Source organism: Paraburkholderia edwinii, assembly GCF_019428685.1.
Lineage (GTDB): Bacteria > Pseudomonadota > Gammaproteobacteria > Burkholderiales > Burkholderiaceae > Paraburkholderia > Paraburkholderia edwinii.
Window position 1 is genome coordinate 884,454 of the sequence record NZ_CP080095.1, and the last position, 18,905, is coordinate 903,358.

An 18,905-nucleotide genomic window follows, 5' to 3' on the forward strand; every position below is an offset into this window, starting at 1 on the left:
GGTTGCCCGATCTCCTGCCGGATAACGGCCGATTGAGACTTTTTTCTTGACGGAGGCAATATGGAATTCCAGATGCTGGAAACGGAAACCAACGGCACTATCATCAAGGTGATAGGCGTCGGTGGGGCGGGCGGCAATGCAGTACAGCACATGATTAACCGCGGTGTGCAGGGCGTCGACTTCATCGTGATGAACACGGACGCGCAGGTGTTGTCGCGTTCGCGCGCGAGCACGGTGCTGCAGCTCGGCAAGACCGGTCTCGGCGCGGGCGCCAAGCCGGAAATGGGCCGCGCGGCCGCTGAAGAAGCACGCGAGCGGATCGCCGACTCGATGCGCGGCGCGCACATGGTGTTCATCACCGCAGGCATGGGTGGCGGCACCGGCACGGGCGCGGCACCGGTCGTCGCGCAGATTGCAAAGGAAATGGGGATTCTGACGGTCGGCGTGGTCAGCAAGCCGTTCGAATTCGAAGGCGGCAAGCGCATGCGCGTCGCCGAAGCAGGTTCGCAGCAACTGGAGGATCACGTCGACTCGCTGATCGTCGTTCTCAACGACAAGCTGTTCGAGGTGATGGGCGATGACGCCGAGATGGACAAGTGCTTCCAGTGCGCTGACGATGTGCTGAACAACGCGGTTGCCGGCATCGCGGAAATCATCAACGTCGACGGTCTGGTGAACGTCGACTTCGAAGACGTGAAGACGGTGATGGGCGAGCAGGGCAAGGCGATGATGGGCACGGCGACGGTGGCCGGCGTCGATCGCGCGCGTCTGGCGGCGGAACAGGCTGTTGCAAGCCCGCTGCTCGAAGGCGTCGATCTGTCGGGTGCGCGCGGCGTGCTCGTCAACATCACGTCGAGCCGTTCGCTGCGTCTGTCGGAAACGCGCGAAGTGATGAACACGATCAAGAGCTATGCTGCTGACGACGCAACGGTGATTTTCGGCGCCGTGTACGATGACGCGATGGGCGACGCGCTGCGCGTGACCGTCGTGGCGACGGGCTTGGGCCGGGCCGCGAAGAAGCAACAGTCGACGCCGATGACGCTGCTGCGCACCGGTACCGACAACGCTCCTGTTCAGGCGCACGCAATGCAGCATGGCTTCGCGACGCAGCCGGCACAGACGGCGGACTACGGTTCGCTCGATACGCCGGCCGTGTGGCGCACGTCGCGCGATACCGCGGCTTCGCACGTGCAGGCGCTGCAGGAAAAGGGCGTCGACACGTACGACATCCCGGCTTTCCTGCGCAAGCAGGCTGACTGACACGCGAGGAGCGGGCTTTCGTCGCGGCGCACTCTGCATGGCATTTGCTGCATATGCTGAATTTGCGTGTTTGCGCCCTTCGAATGCACGAGCGTGACAGGTGGAACGGCTCATAGACCGCGTCTCGCGAGACGCGCGGCAAGGACGGTTGCCCTCTTCGAATTTTCGAGGCGGCTGGACCGGTTTTGCCATGCTCATTTGATCAACTCATTGATCAACTCATTGATCAAATGAGGTCGGATGAAAGGCCGCTTTCCAGATGTTTACGTGCGAGCAAGCTCCCGCATCATCGAGTGAAGGAACGAGCATGATCAAGACTGGTGAAAAACTGCCCGACGCGACCGTTTTCGAGATGATCGACGAGGCGCGCGAGGGCTGCACGATCGGAGCGAACAGCTTCAGCGTGAGTCACGAAACGGCGGGCAAGCGCGTGGTGATCTTCGGATTGCCAGGCGCGTTCACGCCGACCTGTTCGGCCAAGCATGTGCCGGGTTACGTCGAAGCGGCCGAGAAGTTGCGTGCCGCGGGCATCGACGAAATCTGGTGCGTGTCCGTCAACGACGCGTTCGTGATGGGCGCGTGGGGACGCGATCAGCGCACCGCGGGCAAGGTGCGCATGATGGCGGACGGTAGTGCGGCTTTCACCAGAGCGCTCGGTCTGGATCAGGACATGTCGGCGCGTGGCATGGGCATCCGCTCGCAGCGCTACGCGATGGTGGTCGACGATGGCGTGGTCAAGACGCTCAACGTCGAGGCACCCGGCAAGTTCGAAGTGAGCGATGCGCAGAGCGTTCTCGCTACGTTGTAGTAGTCGGGTTGTTGCGTCGCGGCAACGGCGATGTGACGTCGTTGTGACAGGCCGTAACGTGTTCAACCTCTGGGCCGGTGACCGGAAACGCCTCCATTCCGGGCATCGGCCTCCCCTTCGTATAAATAGGCATCGCAGCCTTCGCGCCTGGCGTAATGTCGCGAAACAGATTGATACGACCAGACGGCGATGCCTCGAGGGTGGATGGAGTATAATCCGCTCTATGGGTTAAAAAGTCTCGATTGGCGAATTCAATCGCGATTTCAGTCAGGTTGAAATCGCTGGCCCTCAACCTTGTGCCTGTTTGGCAATGTTCGGGCGCAAGGCCAGTCGGGATGCTGAATGGAACAGAAGACCATCATGTTGAAGCAGCGCACTATCAAATCGATCGTCAAGACGGTCGGCATCGGCTTGCATTCGGGACGCAAGGTCGATCTGACGCTTCGTCCTGCGGCTCCCGATACCGGCATCGTGTTTTCGCGCGTGGATTTGCCCACGCCGGTGGACATTCCTGCATCGGCAATGGCGATCGGCGATACGCGGCTCGCATCGGTGTTGCAGAAGGACGGCGCGCGCGTGTCGACGGTCGAGCATCTGATGTCCGCCTGCGCGGGCCTCGGCATCGACAACCTCTATGTCGACGTCACCGCTGAAGAGATTCCGATCATGGACGGCAGCGCCGCCTCGTTCGTGTTTCTGATCCAGTCGGCCGGCATCGAGGAACAGAACGCCGCGAAGAAATTCATCAAGGTGAAGAAGCCGGTCGAGATTCGCGACGGCGACAAGTTCGCGCGCCTCGACCCGTTTTTCGGCTTCAAGCTCAAGTTCACGATCGATTTCCGCCATCCGGCCGTCGATAAGACGGGCCAGGCGCTCGAGGTCGATTTCGCGAACACGTCGTATGTACGCGAGATCGCGCGTGCGCGTACGTTCGGCTTCGCGCATGAAGTGGAAACGATGCGCGAGCTGGGCCTCGCACGCGGCGGCAGCATGGATAACGCGATCGTGCTCGACGAGTACCGCATCCTGAATAACGACGGGCTGCGTTACGACGACGAGTTCGTCAAGCACAAGATGCTCGACGCGATCGGCGATCTGTATGTGGTCGGCCATCCGCTGCTCGCGTCGTACGACGCGTACAAGTCGGGCCATGGTCTGAACAATGCGCTGCTGCGCGAACTGCTCGCTCATGAAGATGCGTACGAAATCGTCACGTTCGACGATCCGCAGAAGGCGCCGCGCGGCTTTGCGTACGACACGCAGACGGCGTTTGCGTAACCGGAAATACGCCGCCGCGCGTTAGATCCAAAGCAGTAAAACAAAAGCGACCCAAGCGGGTCGCTTTTGTTTTGGAGTGCACATCCAACGCGCGGCGCTTTACTTGCGATGCCGCGCCGCCATACGGGCGAGCGCCGCCTGCAGCGGCGAGGGCTCAAGGGACTCGCTCAGCTCATGCAGCGCATCCGCGCCCACGCGCGTCATGCGTGCCTGCTTGATCGGCGGCGGCGCTTCGACGGCCTTCGGCCGCACGCGGATTCTTAGCGATTCGACGGCCCAGCCGCGTTGCTGCAAATCGGTCACGAGCCGCGGCTCCAGATGCCGTAAGCGCGCGGCGAGCGCGTTGTGTGCAGCGAAGATCGCCAGTACGCCATCCTTGATAAAACCGGGCTCGACGCTCGTTGCGAGATAGTCGGGTAAGAGTTCAGCGAGATCGCGCTCCAGCGCGGCGATCTGCTCGACACCCGCGCGTAGCGCCGAAAAGGCATCGGTGCGAGCCAGCACATCGGCGAGCCGCTGCGGCCGGCGCGCGTCGAATGACGGTGAGAACGGTGCCGACGGCGACCGCGTGGGCGGCCTCGAAAACGGCGGCCTTGAATTCGACGAAGAGCGGCTCATGTTTGACAGTGTTGGCGCTGAAGAACCGCGCGCACGGGCGATTCTGCATAGACGGGCCATTGTACCGTGCGTCGTTTGCTTTCCACCATGCGGGATTGGACGGAGAGCAGACAAGCATCAAGCGGGGAACAAGCGGGGCTCAGATAAGGATCGAGCGGGCTCCATGCATGCGTCGTGACCGGCGCCCTGGCAGGCGCCACAACGGCCATTGGAAACAGCCGTCAGCGATCTTACGTTCGACACAGGCGCGCCTTGGGGCGCGTGCTAAAATCCCCGATTCGAATTCACTCCTTGACAAGCCGCCGAGGCACTTCCGACAACGGGTAAGCGAGGGCACCACCCTGCCGCGCTTTCTCGCTCTCCCCGCCGAAGCCGCGACGCAGAGACACCGACCCGATGAGCACCGGTTTTCTACAAAAGATTTTTGGCAGTCGCAACCAGCGCCTCGTCAAGCAATATCAAAAGACCGTCGCGTCGGTCAATGCGCTCGAGCCGCAGATCGAGAAACTGACGGACGATCAGTTGCGCGCCAAAACCGGCGAGTTCCGTCAGCGGGTTGCGGGCGGCGAGTCGCTCGACAAGCTGCTCCCGGAAGCATTCGCGGTCTGCCGCGAAGCGAGCAAGCGCGTGCTGAAGATGCGCCACTTCGACGTCCAGCTGATCGGCGGCATGGTGCTGCACTACGGCAAGATCGCGGAAATGCGCACCGGCGAGGGCAAGACGCTCGTCGCCACGCTCGCGGCGTATCTGAATGCGCTCTCGGGCCGCGGCGTGCACGTCGTGACCGTCAACGACTACCTCGCGCAGCGCGATGCCGAGTGGATGGGGCGGCTCTACAACTTCCTCGGGCTGTCGGTCGGCGTGAACCTGTCGCAGATGGACCACAGCTTCAAGCAGGAAGCCTACGCCGCTGACATCACGTACGGCACGAACAACGAGTTCGGCTTCGACTACCTGCGCGACAACATGGTCTACGAGACCGAGGCGCGCGTGCAGCGGGCGCTCAACTTTGCAATCGTCGATGAAGTGGACTCGATCCTGATCGACGAAGCGCGTACGCCGCTCATCATCTCGGGCCAGGCCGAAGACCACACCGAGCTTTATGTGCGTATGAACGCGCTGCCGCCGATGCTCGAGCGGCAGATCGGCGAAGAGAAGGCCGACGGCACCGGCGTCGAAAAGCCGGGCGATTACACGCTCGATGAAAAAGCGCGTCAGGTGTTCCTCACGGAATCGGGCCACGAGAAGGCCGAGCGGCTGCTCGCCGAGTGGGGCCTGATCGGCGACGGCGAGAGCCTCTACGCGCCGCAGAACATCACGCTGATGCACCACGTGTATGCGGCGCTGCGCGCGCATACGCTGTTCCACCGCGACCAGCACTATGTCGTGCAGAACGGCGAAGTCGTGATCGTCGACGAATTCACCGGGCGTCTGATGGCCGGCCGTCGCTGGTCCGACGGCCTGCATCAGGCAGTCGAGGCGAAAGAGCATGTGAAGATCCAGAGCGAAAACCAGACGCTCGCCTCGATCACGTTCCAGAACTACTTCCGTATGTACGGCAAGCTGTCCGGCATGACCGGTACGGCCGACACCGAAGCATACGAATTCAACGAGATCTACGGGCTCGAGACGGTCGTGATTCCGACCAACCGGCCGCCGAAGCGGCTCGACCGCCAGGATCAGATCTACAAGACCGCGCGCGAACGCTATGACGCGGTGACCCGCGATATCCGCGAGTGCTATGAGCGCGGGCAGCCGGTGCTGGTCGGCACGACGTCGATCGAAAACTCGGAGGTGCTCTCGCATCTGCTGACGAAAGCCGGCTTGCCGCACGAAGTGCTCAACGCGAAGCAGCACGAGCGCGAAGCGGCGATCGTCGCCGAGGCGGGACGGCCGCAGCGCATCACGATCGCAACCAACATGGCCGGCCGCGGTACCGACATCGTGCTCGGCGGCAATGCGGAAAAGCAGGCCGCTTTTGTCGAGGCGGACGAATCGATTCCCGCCGACGAAAAGCAGCGCCGCGTCGCGCAACTGCATGGCGAGTGGCAAGCGCTGCACGATCAGGTGAAGGCCGCGGGCGGCTTGCACATCATCGGCACCGAGCGCCACGAGTCGCGCCGGATCGACAACCAGCTGCGCGGCCGTGCGGGCCGCCAGGGCGATCCGGGTTCGTCGCGCTTCTTTCTGTCGCTCGAAGATCCGCTGTTGCGCATCTTTGCAGGCGACCGCGTGCGCGCAATCATGGACCGGCTCAAGATGCCCGAAGGCGAGGCGATCGAAGCGGGCATCGTCACGCGCTCGATCGAATCCGCGCAACGCAAGGTCGAGGCGCGCAACTTCGATATCCGCAAGCAGCTGCTCGAATACGACGACGTCGCGAACGATCAGCGCAAGGTGATCTACCAGCAGCGTAACGAACTGCTCGAAGCGCACGACATCGCCGAGACGATCGGCGCGATGCGCCATGGCGTGATCGGCGACATCGTGCACCAGTTTGTGCCGGCGGGCAGTATCGAAGAGCAGTGGGACGTGCCCGAGCTCGAGGAAGCGCTGCGCAACGACTGGCAGCTTGATCTCGCGATTCAGGAAATGATCAACGAATCGCAGTCGATCGACGCGGAAGAGATTCTCGAAGCCGTCACGGCCGCGGCGGACGAAGCGTACGACGCGAAGGTCACGATGGTTGGCCGAGAGTCGTTCAGCGCATTCGAGCGCTCGATCATGCTGCAGACGCTCGACCGCAGCTGGCGCGAGCACCTTGCCGCGCTCGATCACCTGCGTCAGGGCATTCACCTGCGCGGCTATGCGCAGAAGAACCCGAAGCAGGAATACAAGCGCGAGGCGTTCGAACTGTTCGCCGCGATGCTCGATGCGGTGAAGCTCGAAGTCACGCGTATCGTGATGAACGTGCAGATCCAGTCGCCGGAGCAGCTCGAGCAGGCGGCCGAGCAGTATGAAGAGCAGGGCAGCCATCTCGAGAATGTCGAGTTCCGGCATGCCGACTACTCTGATTCGAACGCGGCCACGGCCGTGGCCGCCGCGCCTGTGGCAGCCGATGCCGCCGCGACGATGATCGGCGACGCGATGAGCCATGCGCCGCGTGGCGGCGCAGCTTCGGCGGCCGCTGCAGCAGGTGCATCGCGCGCGAGCGACGGCATCCCGAAGGTCGGCCGCAACGATCCTTGCCCGTGCGGCAGCGGCAAGAAGTACAAGCACTGCCACGGCCAGATCGCGTAAGTGTTTGAAGACGGCGCGCTCGATGCGCGCCGTTTCGCTTGGGCATAGCTGTTTTACGCGCGGCTGTCCGCGCGTTTTATACGGTACAGTGCAAGCGATTTCGCGGCGGCCCGGCGCCTTGCCGAACCGCCAGTTACGATCTCCCGTGCCGGCACCGCCTGCTAGTGATGCGAGCGCGCGCCGGCATTTTCAGCTTTCGACAGGTCGCCACCATGGCTGTCAATTTCCCTTCGATCGAACCCGCTCAACTTCATCCGGTCCCCGGCGTCACGCTTGGCTGGGCCGAAGCGAATATCCGCAAACCGAATCGCAAGGACGTACTCGTGATTTCCGTCGACGAAGGTGCGACGGTCGCGGGCGTGTTCACGTCGAACCGTTTCTGTGCGGCGCCCGTTACCGTGTGCCGCGAACATCTCGAGCGTGTACGTCACAGCAGTAAGAGCGGCGACGGTGGCAAGGGCATCCGCGCGCTCGTCATCAACACCGGCAATGCGAACGCGGGCACCGGCGAGCCGGGTCTCGCGCACGCGCGCGAAACTTGCAATGAGCTTGCGCGCCTCGCGGGCGTTGCGCCCGAGCAGGTACTGCCGTTTTCGACCGGCGTGATTCTCGAACCGCTGCCCATCGACCGCCTGAAGGCCGGCTTGCCGGCAGCGCTCGCGAACCGCGCGGCGGCGCACTGGTACGACGCCGCACAGTCGATCATGACCACCGACACGCTGCCGAAAGCCGCGTCGCGCCAGGTCAAGATCGACGGTCACACGGTCACGCTGACCGGCATCAGCAAGGGCGCCGGCATGATCAAGCCGAACATGGCGACGATGCTCGGCTTCCTCGCGTTCGATGCGGCGGTTGCGCAGCCCGTGCTCGACGCGCTCGTCAAACATGTCGCGGACCGCTCGTTCAACTGCATCACGATCGACGGCGATACGTCGACCAACGATTCGTTCATCCTGATCGCGTCGGGCAAGTCGAGCCTGCCGGCGATCACGTCGACCGATTCGCCCGCCTACGCGGCGCTGCGCGACGCGGTGACCAACGTCGCGCAGACGCTCGCACAACTGATCGTGCGCGACGGTGAGGGCGCGACGAAGTTCATGACCGTGCAGGTGGAAGGCGGCACGAGCGTTGCGGAATGCCGGCAGATTGCTTACGCCATCGGCCATTCGCCGCTCGTGAAGACCGCGTTCTACGCGTCCGATCCGAACTTGGGCCGCATTCTGGCGGCGATCGGCTATGCGGGCGTCGACGACCTCGACGTCGGCAAGATCGATCTGTATCTCGACGATGTGCTCGTCGCCAAGGCAGGCGGGCGCAATCCGGCGTATCGTGAGGAAGACGGCCAGCGCGTGATGAAGAAAAGCGAGATCCTGATTCGCGTGCTGCTGGGCCGTGGCGACGCGCAAGCCACCATCTGGACTTGCGACCTGTCGCACGATTACGTGAGCATCAACGCCGATTACCGTTCCTGATCGGGCGCGGCGCCGCTTGAAGCAAGCCGGCGCTGCTTTAATCCCGAGCGCCTCTCAATTTAGCCATGGACAAACTCGAACTACTGTTGACCCGCGCCGAAGCGGTGCTGGGCCGTCTCGAAGCAATGCTGCCGCCCGCGGCGCCCGACGTCGACTGGTCGGCCGCGGTCGCCTTTCGCTGGCGTAAGCGCCAGGGGCGCGGCTTTCTGCAACCGGTGCCGTCCATTTCCCTGATTTCGCTTGCCGACCTGCAGAACATCGACCGCCAGAAGGAACTGATCGAGCAGAACACGCGGCAGTTCGTCCACAAGCAGCCGGCCAACAATGTGCTGCTGACGGGCGCGCGCGGCACCGGCAAGTCGTCGCTGATCAAGGCGTGCCTCAATGCGTATGCGAAGGATGGCTTGCGTCTGATCGAAGTCGACAAGGACGATCTGCACGATCTCGGCGATATCGTCGATCTGATCTCGGCGCGGCCTGAGCGATTTGTGGTGTTCTGCGACGATCTGTCGTTCGAGGAAGGCGAGTCGGGTTACAAGGCGCTGAAGGTCGCGCTCGACGGGTCGGTGGCCGCGCAATCGGACAACGTGCTGATTTATGCGACGTCGAACCGCCGTCATCTGTTGCCCGAGTACATGAGCGACAACGAGACGTACAAGCACACGGCCGACGGTGAGATTCATCCGGGCGAAGTGGTCGAGGAAAAGATCTCGCTGTCCGAGCGCTTCGGCCTGTGGGTCAGCTTCTATCCGTTCAAGCAGGACGATTACCTGACGATCGTCGCGCACTGGCTGCGCCATTTCGGCTGCGACGACGCGGGCGTCGAAGCCGCGCGCGGCGACGCGCTCGTGTGGGCGCTCGAGCGCGGCTCGCGTTCGGGACGCGTCGCGTGGCAGTTCGCACGCGACTGGTCGGGCCGCCGGGCACCGGCATGACGGCTCGCGCGGACAATGCCGCAGACAATGCGCCGCAAGGTGCACCGGCTGCGGCGCGGCCGGTGACCGAGGTGGCGGTCGGCGTGCTCGTGCAGCCGGACGGGCGCTACCTGCTTGCCCAGCGGCCGGCGGGCAAGCCGTATGAAGGTTACTGGGAGTTTCCGGGCGGCAAGCTCGAACCCGGTGAGACCGTCGAAGCGGCGCTTGCGCGCGAACTGCACGAGGAACTCGGCATCGACGTGAAGGCGTGCCACCGTTGGCATACGCTCGAACACGACTATCCGCACGCATATGTGCGGCTCTATTTCTGCAAGGTGACGGAGTGGACCGGCGAGCCGCACGGGCGTGAGGGCCAGGCTTTTGTCTGGCAGACGCTGCCCGCCGACGTCACACCGCTGTTGCCCGCGACCATACCGGTGCTCGAGTGGCTCGCCGCTGAGTGACTGTGCGTAACTGAGTGAGTGCGGGCTATCGTCGAAGGCCACGCGGGCTGCGGCCCGCGAGTGGTGGGCTGCGGCGCCAGACTCGTTGCGGTAGCGAGCCGGTGTTCGGCGCGCGATTCGCTATCGTGGTATTGAGACGGCGCGCAGCGTACCGCGGACTTCGCTGCCAACTTCAATGATGTGCGCTATCGCCGGGCGTTTCGTCTGACGGCGGCTCTTCATCGTTGCTGCCGATCCGGTATTTCTCGGCGGCCCAGGCGCCGAGGTCCATCTGTTTGCACCGTTCGGAACAGAACGGGCGGAAGCGGCTTTCCGGGGTCCAACGGACATCCTTGCCGCAAGTCGGGCATTTGACGACGGTGGTCATTCTGTCTGGTCTGTGACGATGGTTCGATCGAAATGTGACGAGCGTCGAATCTGGGGGCGCAGGCTGCAGGTTAAAGCAGGTTGAAGCGGTGGTGTTAAAGCGAAGTAAAAGGGACGTAAAGGGGCAGGTTAACGTGGCAGAGCGAAGCCGCAGATTAACGCGGCCGGTTAAAGCGTGCCGCGGTTCGCATGGCGCGTGCCCGGTCTACCGTCCTGCGCTGCCGATGCCAACCGACGATCGCTGATCAACGCCTATAGACTACACAGCGTGAGCTGAAATGGCACGTCGACGTCGACCGAGCGCGGACGAAGGTCGCCGTCCTGCACCGTGAAGCGGACCCACAGCATGTATTTGTTGGCGCTCGCTTCCGGGATCACGCGCAATTCCGGTGCCACGCGCACCTGCATCAACTGATACGTGCGGCCCGACAGCATCTGCTGGTAGCTGCCCTGCATCGCCATCACCTTCGACGCCTGGCCCGACTCGCGTGCAAGACGCAGCACGATGGCAGCCGCATCGCGCAGCGGCAGGAGCGGCATGACCCACTTCGCGATATCCTGGCGGCGCTGGTCCGGATGCGTCTGCTGCCATGCGTAGTACGACGGAAGATCGAACTTGCAGGTGCCGCCCGGAATGATCGCGCGGCTGCGGATGCTGGAAAGCCATTCGTTGTCGGCCAGATGCTGGCCCGTTTTGCCCTGCATTTGCGCCAGGCCGGCAAGCGTTTGCTCGATTTCTCCGAGCACGGCTTCGAGCGCATTCTGCTCGATGCCCGGATTGCCGCGGAACGGCGCGAGCGTTTGACGCTGCCGCTCGAGCTCCTTCATCAGGTCCGACTTCAGATCCGCGCGGCCGGCGACTTCCGCAATCTCGAACAGCGTGGTGAGCGCGACGTGATGTTCCCTCGGATCTTCCTGAGTCAAAAAGAACGTAAAGCGCTCGAACAGGTCTTCGAGGCGCAACAGCGTCCTGATTCGCTCGTTGAAGGGATACTCGTAAAGAATCAAGCGGGATCGCCTCGCGCGTGGTCGGTGACTGAATTGCAGGACATTCTAATGCCGTGACTCTACCCTAGCAATGAAACACTGGATCCGTCCAGTTCGCAATTTTTTCGCTTATGTTTCGCTCATGTTTCGCACCGGTTACTGCAAAATCGCGGCGCGCTGCCTGAGTTTCCACCGACTTTTAATTCATCGCGCGGGCGTGTGGGCCTGGTTGAGGGGCTGCTCGACTGCCTACTTGAGGGTCTGCTCGAGGGCCTTCTTCGCAGCGGGGACGCCTTGAGCGCCGTATCAGATACGCCCTTCCATACGGTGTTTATTGATCGTCGGCGGATGACTGGGACAGGTACTGGCGGTGCAGTTCGTCGACGCGTGCGTCGATGGTTTCGAACGGCGACAGGTCACTGTTGACGATCACATCGTCGGCCGCGTCGAGCCGCGCTTCACGCGTCGCCTGCCGGGCGATGATCGCGAGCACCTGCTCGCGCGTGAACGCGTTGCGGCGCATGACGCGCTCGATCTGCGTTTCGACGCTGCAGTCGACCACGAGCACACGATTCACACGCGTTTTCCAGCTGCCCGATTCCACCAGCAGCGGCACCACGATCACCACGTACGGACCGTTCGCTTCGCGCCGCTCACGTTCGGTCTCCGCACGGATCAACGGGTGAGTGATCGCTTCGAGGCGGCGCCGCGCGGTTTCGTCGCTGAAGACAAGCGCTCGCATCCGCGCGCGATCGAGCGAGCCGTCGGGCGCGACGAACGATGCGCCGAATTCGCTCGCGATGGCGGGCATCGCCAGGCCGTGCGGCGCCGTGATGCGATGCGCGATCGCATCCGTGTCGACGATCGGCACGCCGCGCGCCGCGAAGCGGTCGGCGACGAAGGACTTGCCGCTGCCGATGCCGCCCGTCAACCCAACAGCAAACATGCGTCAGCCTCCGAGTGCGAAATAAAGCGGCGTGCCGAGAAACAGCGTGAGCGCGCCGCCGGCCGCGAGAAACGGGCCGAACGGCAGCGGCTCTTCGAAGCGCATCCGGCCGCGCCACGTTGCCACGAGACCGACGAGCGCGCCGGCGACCGCGGCAATCAGGATGATCTGCGGCAGCGCCGCCCAGCCCAGCCATGCGCCGAGCGCGGCAAGCAGCTTGAAGTCGCCGTAGCCCATGCCTTCGATGCCGCGCACGAGTTTGAACACCCAGTGTACGCACCATAGGGCGAGATAGCCGGCGATCGCGCCGAGCACGGCGTCGGACAGGCTCGCGAAGAGGCCGCCGAAGTTGAGGATAAGGCCTGCCCACAGCAAAGGCAGCGTCAGCGAATCGGGCAGCAGGTGCGTGTCGATATCGATCGCGCTCATCGCGAGCAGCGTGGCGCAGAGACCGAACGCGGCGAGCGCGGTGCCGGTCGGACCGAACAGCACGAGCGACGCGACCGCGCAGAGCGCGCTTGCAATTTCGAGCAACGGATAACGCAGGCTCACGCGCGCCTTGCATTGCGAGCAGCGGCCGCGCAGCAGCAGATAGCTGAAGACGGGCACGTTCTCCCACGCGTGCAGCACGTGGCCGCAATGCGGGCATGCGCTGCGCGGCAGCCACAGGTTGTAGCGCGGCGGCAGGCCGTCGTCGTCGAAATGCTGACCGGTGGCGTCGGCGACCTCGGCACGCCACGCGCGTTCGAGCATGATCGGCAGCCGGTGCACGACGACGTTCAGAAAACTGCCGACCACAAGCCCGCATGCGACTGCGAAGACGATCTGCGCTGCGAGCGGCAGCATGGAAAACGCCGCGCCGACGGTAGCCGACAGGTTATCGAGCCAGGCAATGACCGACGCGAAAGGCGACCCGATAGCCGGCCCCGTGGGTGACCCGAAGGCCGCCGCTGAAGACAACCCCGAAGGCGACGGATACGACATGTTGTAGAGGTGGTCTGACACGGTTCTGAACGCGGCCGGCATGGTTAAGGTCTCGATTCGGCTGGATGCTACACCACGTTGCCCAATTGAATGATGGGAAGATACATCGCAATCACCAGCCCGCCGATGAGCAGTCCAAGCACCGCGATGACAAGCGGTTCGCACAGGCTCGCAAGCGTGCCGGTCTTTTCGTCTACCTGACGATCGCACAGCGAGGCGACATCGAGCAGCATCGTATCGAGCGCGCCCGATTCCTCCGCGACCGCGACCGGTTGCACCACTTCGGGCGGAAAGCATTGCGTGGCCCGCATCGCGGCTGCAAGCCGCTCGCCGTCGCGTAGCCGCGCGGCGATGCCGGCGGTCGCGTGATCGAAATACGCGTTGCCCGTGGCGTGATCGAGTGAGGAAAACGCATCGGCGAGCGGCGTGCCGGCCGAGAGCAGGGTGCCGAGCGCACGGCTCCAGCGTGCCGCGCAGAGTGTGGTCAGCAGCGGCCCGATGACGGGCGCGCGCAACGACAAGCGCGCGCATTCGCGGCGCGCGGCCTTCGACGTGCGCAGCAATTTCGCGAAGCCCATGCCCACGGCGATACCGAACACGCCGATCGGCAGGCTCCATTTCGCGGCGCCCGCGGAGAGTGCGAGCACCGCTTGCGTCGGCGCGGGCAGCGCGGCGCCGAAGCCGTCGAAGATCTGCCTGAAGGTCGGCACGACCCATATCAGCAGTGCTGCCGTAATCGCGACCGCGAGCACTAGGATTGCAGCCGGATACGTGAGTGCCGCGCGTACTTTCGCGCGCTGCGCGGCGGAACGCTCACGGTCGTCCGCGATGCGTGCGAGTACTTGAGCGAGCGAACCCGATGCTTCGCCGACGGCAACCAGTTGCGCGTACAACGGACCGAACTGGTCCGCGCGTGAGCGCAGCGCCTGCGAAAAGCTGACGCCTGCGACAATGTCGCGCGCGAGCGCGCCGACGATGCGCGACATGCCATGCGATTTGCCGGACGATGCCGGCGCATCGGCCAGCAATTCGAGCGAGGGCGCAAGCGGCAAGCCGGCGCGCAACAGGCTCGCGAGTTGCCGCGTAAAGCGTGTGACATCGGCAGGGCGCGCCAGCGCGCGGGGCGCTGGGCCTTGCGCGGCAAGCTCGACGATAAACAGGCCGTCGCGCCTCACTTTCGCGCGTGCCGCGGCGAGATCGGGCGCGATGACCGAGCCGCTTCGGTGCGTCCCGTCGGCCTCGATGCCGCGCCATCTGAAGCGCAATTCCTGCCGTAGTTCTTGCGATATCGAATCCATCAGCATCTCGCCGGCCCTCATGCGATCTCGGTGGCGCACAGCGCTTCGGCGAGGCTTGTCGTGCCGTCGATGACGCGCGCGAGCGCGGCGTCGCGCAGCGTGCCGACTGATTCGGCTCGGGCCTGCTGCGCGAGCGTCTGCGTGCTTGCGCGCGTGACGATCAGCTCACGCATCGCATCGGATACGGGCATGACCTGATGGACGCCGATGCGTCCACGATAGCCGATGCCGTGACATGCATTGCAGCCTGCCGCGACATACGGGAGCCTGCTTTCAAGACTGTCTTCGGAGGAGCCCGCGGCACGCAATGCAGCATGCAACGCGGCGGCGGATTGCGCGTCCGGCGTCTTGCACGACGGGCACAGTTTGCGCACGAGGCGCTGCGCGGTGACCATGCGCAGCGCGCCCGCGAGGTTGTACGGCTCGACGCCGATGTCGATCAGCCGCGCGATGGCGGCGGGAGCGTCGTTCGTGTGCAGCGTGGACAGCACCAGGTGGCCGGTTTGCGCGGCCTTCACTGCGACGTCCGCGGTTTCTTCGTCGCGGATTTCGCCGACCATGATCACGTCCGGATCCTGGCGCAGAAACGCGCGCAATGCGGCGGCGAAGGTGAGGCCAGCCTTTTCGCGCACGCTGACCTGGTTGATGCCCGCGAGCTGGATTTCCGCCGGGTCTTCGACCGAACACAGATTGCGCGAGACGGCGTTGAGCATTTGCAGGAAGCAGTACAGCGAAAGCGTCTTGCCGCTGCCGGTTGGCCCGGTTACGAGCATGAGGCCATGCGGCGCGCGGATCGCCTGTTCGACGCTCGCGCACTGTCCGGCCGTGAGCCCGAGCGCACCGAGCGAAAGATCGGCAGGCAGAGACTCGAGCCTGCGCAGCACGAGCTTTTCGCCGTACAGCGTGGGCAGCGAATTCACGCGATAGTCTTCGACGCGCCCCGCGCCGCTCGCGAGCCGCAGCCGCCCGTCCTGCGGCACGCGGCGCTCGGCGATATCCATACGCGCGAGCACCTTGATGCGCGTGATGAAAGCGTCACGTAGATGGGCCGGTGGTTGTGCGGCTTCGTGCAGCACGCCATCGATGCGCAAACGGATTCGCCAGCCGTGCTCTGAAGGTTCGATATGCAGATCCGACGCATTGCGGCGCGCCGCTTCCTGCAGCGTTTCCGTGAGCAGGCGAACCGCAGGCGCGGCGTCGGCTTCGTTTAGCGAACTCAGCGCGCCTGGTTGCGTGGCGCCAGCCAACGATGCGGCATGCAGCGGCGCGCGCTGCGATTGATCCGCGTCGTGCGCGGCGAGTCGAAAGACCGCGCCGGGCGTCGTTGCGTGCGGCGCGCCAGCGAGGTCTGATGCGCGTGGCGCAAATGAAGGAAGTGGGGTCATCGAATACCGGCCGTGAGCCGCCTGTGCAACTGGACGGCGTCATCATCCGGTATCGCGGCTGCAACCACCATTAGGCCGTTCGGCTAGCTGTGTGCCGCTTTCATTTGCAGTACGATGCGCGCTGCCCCGCGTGCTGTGCGCATCGTCGGCGAGCGTCACGGGGCGTTTATCGATACATCGGAGCGAGGCGCGCTACGCCCCGCATTCAAGGGTCAGCGCCCCAGCAATCTCGCGACCTTCGCGCCGGCTTTCTGCCCTGGGCGGAACAGCTTCACGGTGCGAATCGCCTGATCGTCGCTGCGCATCACCTCGAGCTTCACATCGGCGATCTGCACGCAGACATCGCCTTCGGGAATCTCTTCGAGAATCTCGAGTATCAGACCGTTGAGCGTCTTCGGGCCGTCGGTCGGCAGCCGCAGCTGCAGCCAGCGGTTCAGTTCGCGCAGCGGCATGCTGCCGGCCACGATGCACTCGCCGTTGTCGTCCCAGCCGCCGCGCGAACTCGCGCTGCGCGGCACTGAGGTCGTGAACTCGCCGATCAGCTCTTCGATGATGTCCTCGGGCGTGACGAGTCCCTGCAATTCGCCGTATTCGTTGACGACGAGGGCAGTGCGATGGCGGCTTTCCTGAAAGTACTGCAGTTGCTGGAAGACGGGCGTACCGGATGGTACGAAATAAGGCTCGGCGAGCAGTTCGCGCAGCGTTTCGCGTTCGAGCTCCTGGTTGTGCAGCGCTGCGAGCGTCTTGCGGACATGCAGCACACCGAGCACGCGATCGATATCGCCCTGATAGACGATCAGCTTGTTGTGGTAGCAGGTTTCGAGCTGATGCAGGATCTGATCGAACGGCGCATCAAAGTCGAGCGCTTCGATGCGGCGGCGCGGAATCATCACGTCGTCGACCGAAATATTCTCAAGGTCAAACAGATTGAGCAGGATGCTACGGTGCTTGGTGGGCATGAAGCTGCCCGATTCGAGCACGATGGTGCGCAACTCTTCGGTCGACAAACGCTGATCGCGTGCGCCGCCGGTATTGATGTGCAACAGGCGCAAAAAGCCGTTGGCGAACAGATTCACGAACCAGATGAGCGGCTTCCCGACGCGCATCAGCGGCGCAATCAAAAAGCTCGCAGGCAGCGCGATCTTTTCGGGATACGTCGCACCGACGATCTTCGGCGCAATTTCCGCGAACACGATAATCAGAAATGCGACGATGCCCGTCGACACCGACAGCACGAGGCTGTTACTGCCGAACGTGCGCAGCGCGATCGATGTCGTGAGTACCGGGATGATCGTATTGAAGAGGTTGTTGCCGATCAGGATCACGCTCAACAACTGGTCCGTGCGCGAAAGCAGGCCCTGAGTCGTTTTTGCGCCGAGCACGCCCTTGTTCGTGAGGTGCTTGAGCCGATGGCGGTTGAGCGCCATCATCGCCGTTTCGGAAATGGAGAAGAAACTCGAACAGACCAGCAGGACCAGGACGGCGCCTATCTGCGCCCATAAGGGAAGTTGTTCCACGCGTCGTGAAGTAAGGGGAAGGGGATGGGGAGAATATAGCAGAGGGGTTCGATGCGCCCCATCGGCCAAAAGACAGAGGCTTTCGTACGGCGACGGTGCGCGAGCGGGGATTTGCACACTCGGCCTGCAGAACGAACAGCAGCGCAGCCGAAGCGGGACACAAGCGTGGGATACGAGCAAGCGCGGGCGAAAAAAAACCGCGCTACGTGGCGCGGTTTTTCAAGAATTTCTGGTCGGGGTGAGAGGATTCGAACCTCCGGCCTCTACGTCCCGAACGTAGCGCTCTACCAGGCTAAGCTACACCCCGAATTATCCTGCAGTGTACTGCGTGTCTTGCTGGACTCGACCGGCAATTCGGTCTTGTTTAAGACTGCCTTGTCGTCGAGTAAGAACATAATTCTAGCAGGCTTTCCTTGTAAATGGAATCGGGAAACAAAGAAATCGCGGCCGCGGCGGCTTGCGCTTCCTGCTTCGCACATTGCAGCGTGTGGTCGAGTGCGCCCGAGCGCGTGATCGCTTCGAAGATGGTCTCGAAGCGGTCCGTGCCGCCCTGCACGATCGCATCGCGCGCGAGCGCAGCCTGCTCCGGCGTGCCGCGTTCGATCAGATAAATCAGCGGCAGCGTGGGCTTGCCTTCTCGCAAATCGTCGCCGGCATTCTTGCCCATCGATTCCGGTGTGCCGGTGTAGTCGAGCCAGTCGTCCATGATCTGAAACGCGGTGCCGATGCGCCGGCCGAATTCGGCGGCGGCGGCTTCCGTCGTTTCGTCCGCGTCGGACAGCACGGCGCCCAGTTGAGCCGCGGCTTCGAAGAGTTTCGCCGTCTTGTAGCGAATCACCTGCATATAGCGCGCTTCGTCGACGTCCGCATCGTGCATGTTCAGCAGTTGCAAGACCTCGCCTTCAGAAATGATGTTGGTGGCTTCCGACAGGATTTCCATCACGCGCATCTTGCCGACGCCGACCATCATCTGGAACGAGCGCGAATAGAGAAAGTCGCCGACCAGCACGCTGGCCGCATTGCCGAACAGCGCATTGGCAGTTTGCCGGCCGCGCCGCAGATCGGATTCGTCGACGACGTCGTCATGCAGCAGCGTGGCCGTGTGGATGAACTCGATCACCGCGGCCAGTTCATGACGCTGCCCGGTGGTATCGCCCAGCGCGCCCGCGACGAGCAGCAGCAGCGCCGGACGCAGGCGCTTGCCGCCGGCACTGATGATGTACTCGGAGATCTGATTGATCAGCATCACCTCGGACGCCAGACGGTGCCGGATGACACGATTGACCTGCTGCATGTCTTCGGCGATGGGTGCGAGCAGGCTAGCGGCGTTAGGGGCGGGGGTGGCGGTCGACGACATGGTGGCGATTT

Annotated in this window: 16 protein-coding genes and 1 tRNA gene; 7 read left to right on the forward strand and 10 right to left on the reverse strand. The window is 63.5% G+C overall.

What is annotated here, in order from left to right:
- Positions 1-60: 60 nt before the first annotated feature.
- The 3 genes from ftsZ (at position 61) to lpxC (ending at position 3,346) form a co-directional block, all read left to right on the forward strand.
- Positions 61-1,260, forward strand: a complete 1,200-nt coding sequence (gene ftsZ, locus KZJ38_RS03895) for a cell division protein FtsZ (RefSeq protein ID WP_219798860.1) — start codon at positions 61-63, stop codon at positions 1,258-1,260.
- Between the two features lie 307 nt (positions 1,261-1,567).
- A complete protein-coding gene (locus KZJ38_RS03900) occupies positions 1,568-2,068 on the forward strand; it encodes a peroxiredoxin (RefSeq protein ID WP_219798861.1) in 501 nt (166 codons plus the stop codon).
- Between the two features lie 360 nt (positions 2,069-2,428).
- Entirely contained in the window at positions 2,429-3,346 is a 918-nt protein-coding gene (lpxC, locus tag KZJ38_RS03905) for a UDP-3-O-acyl-N-acetylglucosamine deacetylase (protein ID WP_219800103.1), read from the forward strand.
- A 99-nt stretch (positions 3,347-3,445) separates the two neighbouring features.
- On the opposite strand, the gene KZJ38_RS03910 is transcribed toward lpxC, so the two are convergent.
- The gene (locus tag KZJ38_RS03910; protein ID WP_219798862.1) at positions 3,446-3,964 is read right to left on the reverse strand and encodes a DciA family protein; all 519 of its coding nucleotides are present in this window, start codon (positions 3,962-3,964) and stop codon (positions 3,446-3,448) included.
- A 396-nt stretch (positions 3,965-4,360) separates the two neighbouring features.
- Here KZJ38_RS03910 and secA point away from each other — a divergent pair, with 396 nt between their 5' ends.
- From secA to KZJ38_RS03930, 4 genes are all read left to right on the forward strand, one after another.
- Positions 4,361-7,204: a preprotein translocase subunit SecA gene (secA, locus tag KZJ38_RS03915; RefSeq protein ID WP_219798863.1), complete on the forward strand. Its 2,844-nt coding sequence runs from the start codon at positions 4,361-4,363 to the stop codon at positions 7,202-7,204.
- 212 nt (positions 7,205-7,416) lie between these two features.
- Positions 7,417-8,676 (forward strand): bifunctional glutamate N-acetyltransferase/amino-acid acetyltransferase ArgJ, encoded by a 1,260-nt coding sequence (gene argJ / locus KZJ38_RS03920; RefSeq protein ID WP_219798864.1) that lies wholly within the window; start codon positions 7,417-7,419, stop codon positions 8,674-8,676.
- Positions 8,677-8,741: 65 nt separating this feature from the next.
- A complete protein-coding gene (locus tag KZJ38_RS03925) occupies positions 8,742-9,611 on the forward strand; it encodes an ATP-binding protein (RefSeq protein ID WP_219798865.1) in 870 nt (289 codons plus the stop codon).
- Complete coding sequence (locus tag KZJ38_RS03930) at positions 9,608-10,054, forward strand: NUDIX domain-containing protein (RefSeq protein ID WP_219800104.1); 447 nt, start codon at positions 9,608-9,610, stop codon at positions 10,052-10,054. The genes KZJ38_RS03925 and KZJ38_RS03930 overlap by 4 nt, the downstream gene beginning before the upstream one ends.
- Positions 10,055-10,226: 172 nt before the next feature.
- Here KZJ38_RS03930 and yacG read toward each other — a convergent pair whose 3' ends face one another.
- From yacG to KZJ38_RS03975, 9 genes are all read right to left on the reverse strand, one after another.
- Complete coding sequence (gene yacG, locus KZJ38_RS03935; protein WP_219798866.1) at positions 10,227-10,421, reverse strand: DNA gyrase inhibitor YacG; 195 nt, start codon at positions 10,419-10,421, stop codon at positions 10,227-10,229.
- Positions 10,422-10,672: 251 nt separating this feature from the next.
- A complete protein-coding gene (gene zapD, locus KZJ38_RS03940; protein ID WP_219798867.1) occupies positions 10,673-11,428 on the reverse strand; it encodes a cell division protein ZapD in 756 nt (251 codons plus the stop codon).
- A 310-nt stretch (positions 11,429-11,738) separates the two neighbouring features.
- Positions 11,739-12,353: a dephospho-CoA kinase gene (coaE, locus tag KZJ38_RS03945; protein WP_219798868.1), complete on the reverse strand. Its 615-nt coding sequence runs from the start codon at positions 12,351-12,353 to the stop codon at positions 11,739-11,741.
- Positions 12,354-12,356: 3 nt separating this feature from the next.
- Positions 12,357-13,199: a prepilin peptidase gene (locus KZJ38_RS03950; protein WP_246641723.1), complete on the reverse strand. Its 843-nt coding sequence runs from the start codon at positions 13,197-13,199 to the stop codon at positions 12,357-12,359.
- A gap of 206 nt (positions 13,200-13,405) precedes the next feature.
- Positions 13,406-14,635 (reverse strand): type II secretion system F family protein, encoded by a 1,230-nt coding sequence (locus tag KZJ38_RS03955; RefSeq protein WP_219800106.1) that lies wholly within the window; start codon positions 14,633-14,635, stop codon positions 13,406-13,408.
- Positions 14,636-14,652: 17 nt separating this feature from the next.
- Positions 14,653-16,020: a GspE/PulE family protein gene (locus KZJ38_RS03960; protein ID WP_219798869.1), complete on the reverse strand. Its 1,368-nt coding sequence runs from the start codon at positions 16,018-16,020 to the stop codon at positions 14,653-14,655.
- A 212-nt stretch (positions 16,021-16,232) separates the two neighbouring features.
- On the reverse strand, positions 16,233-17,537 hold the full coding sequence (locus KZJ38_RS03965) for an HlyC/CorC family transporter (RefSeq protein ID WP_219798870.1): 1,305 nt from the start codon (positions 17,535-17,537) through the stop codon (positions 16,233-16,235).
- A 230-nt stretch (positions 17,538-17,767) separates the two neighbouring features.
- Positions 17,768-17,844 (reverse strand) — tRNA-Pro (locus KZJ38_RS03970).
- A 57-nt stretch (positions 17,845-17,901) separates the two neighbouring features.
- A complete protein-coding gene (locus KZJ38_RS03975) occupies positions 17,902-18,894 on the reverse strand; it encodes a polyprenyl synthetase family protein (RefSeq protein ID WP_219798871.1) in 993 nt (330 codons plus the stop codon).
- Positions 18,895-18,905: the final 11 nt, after the last annotated feature.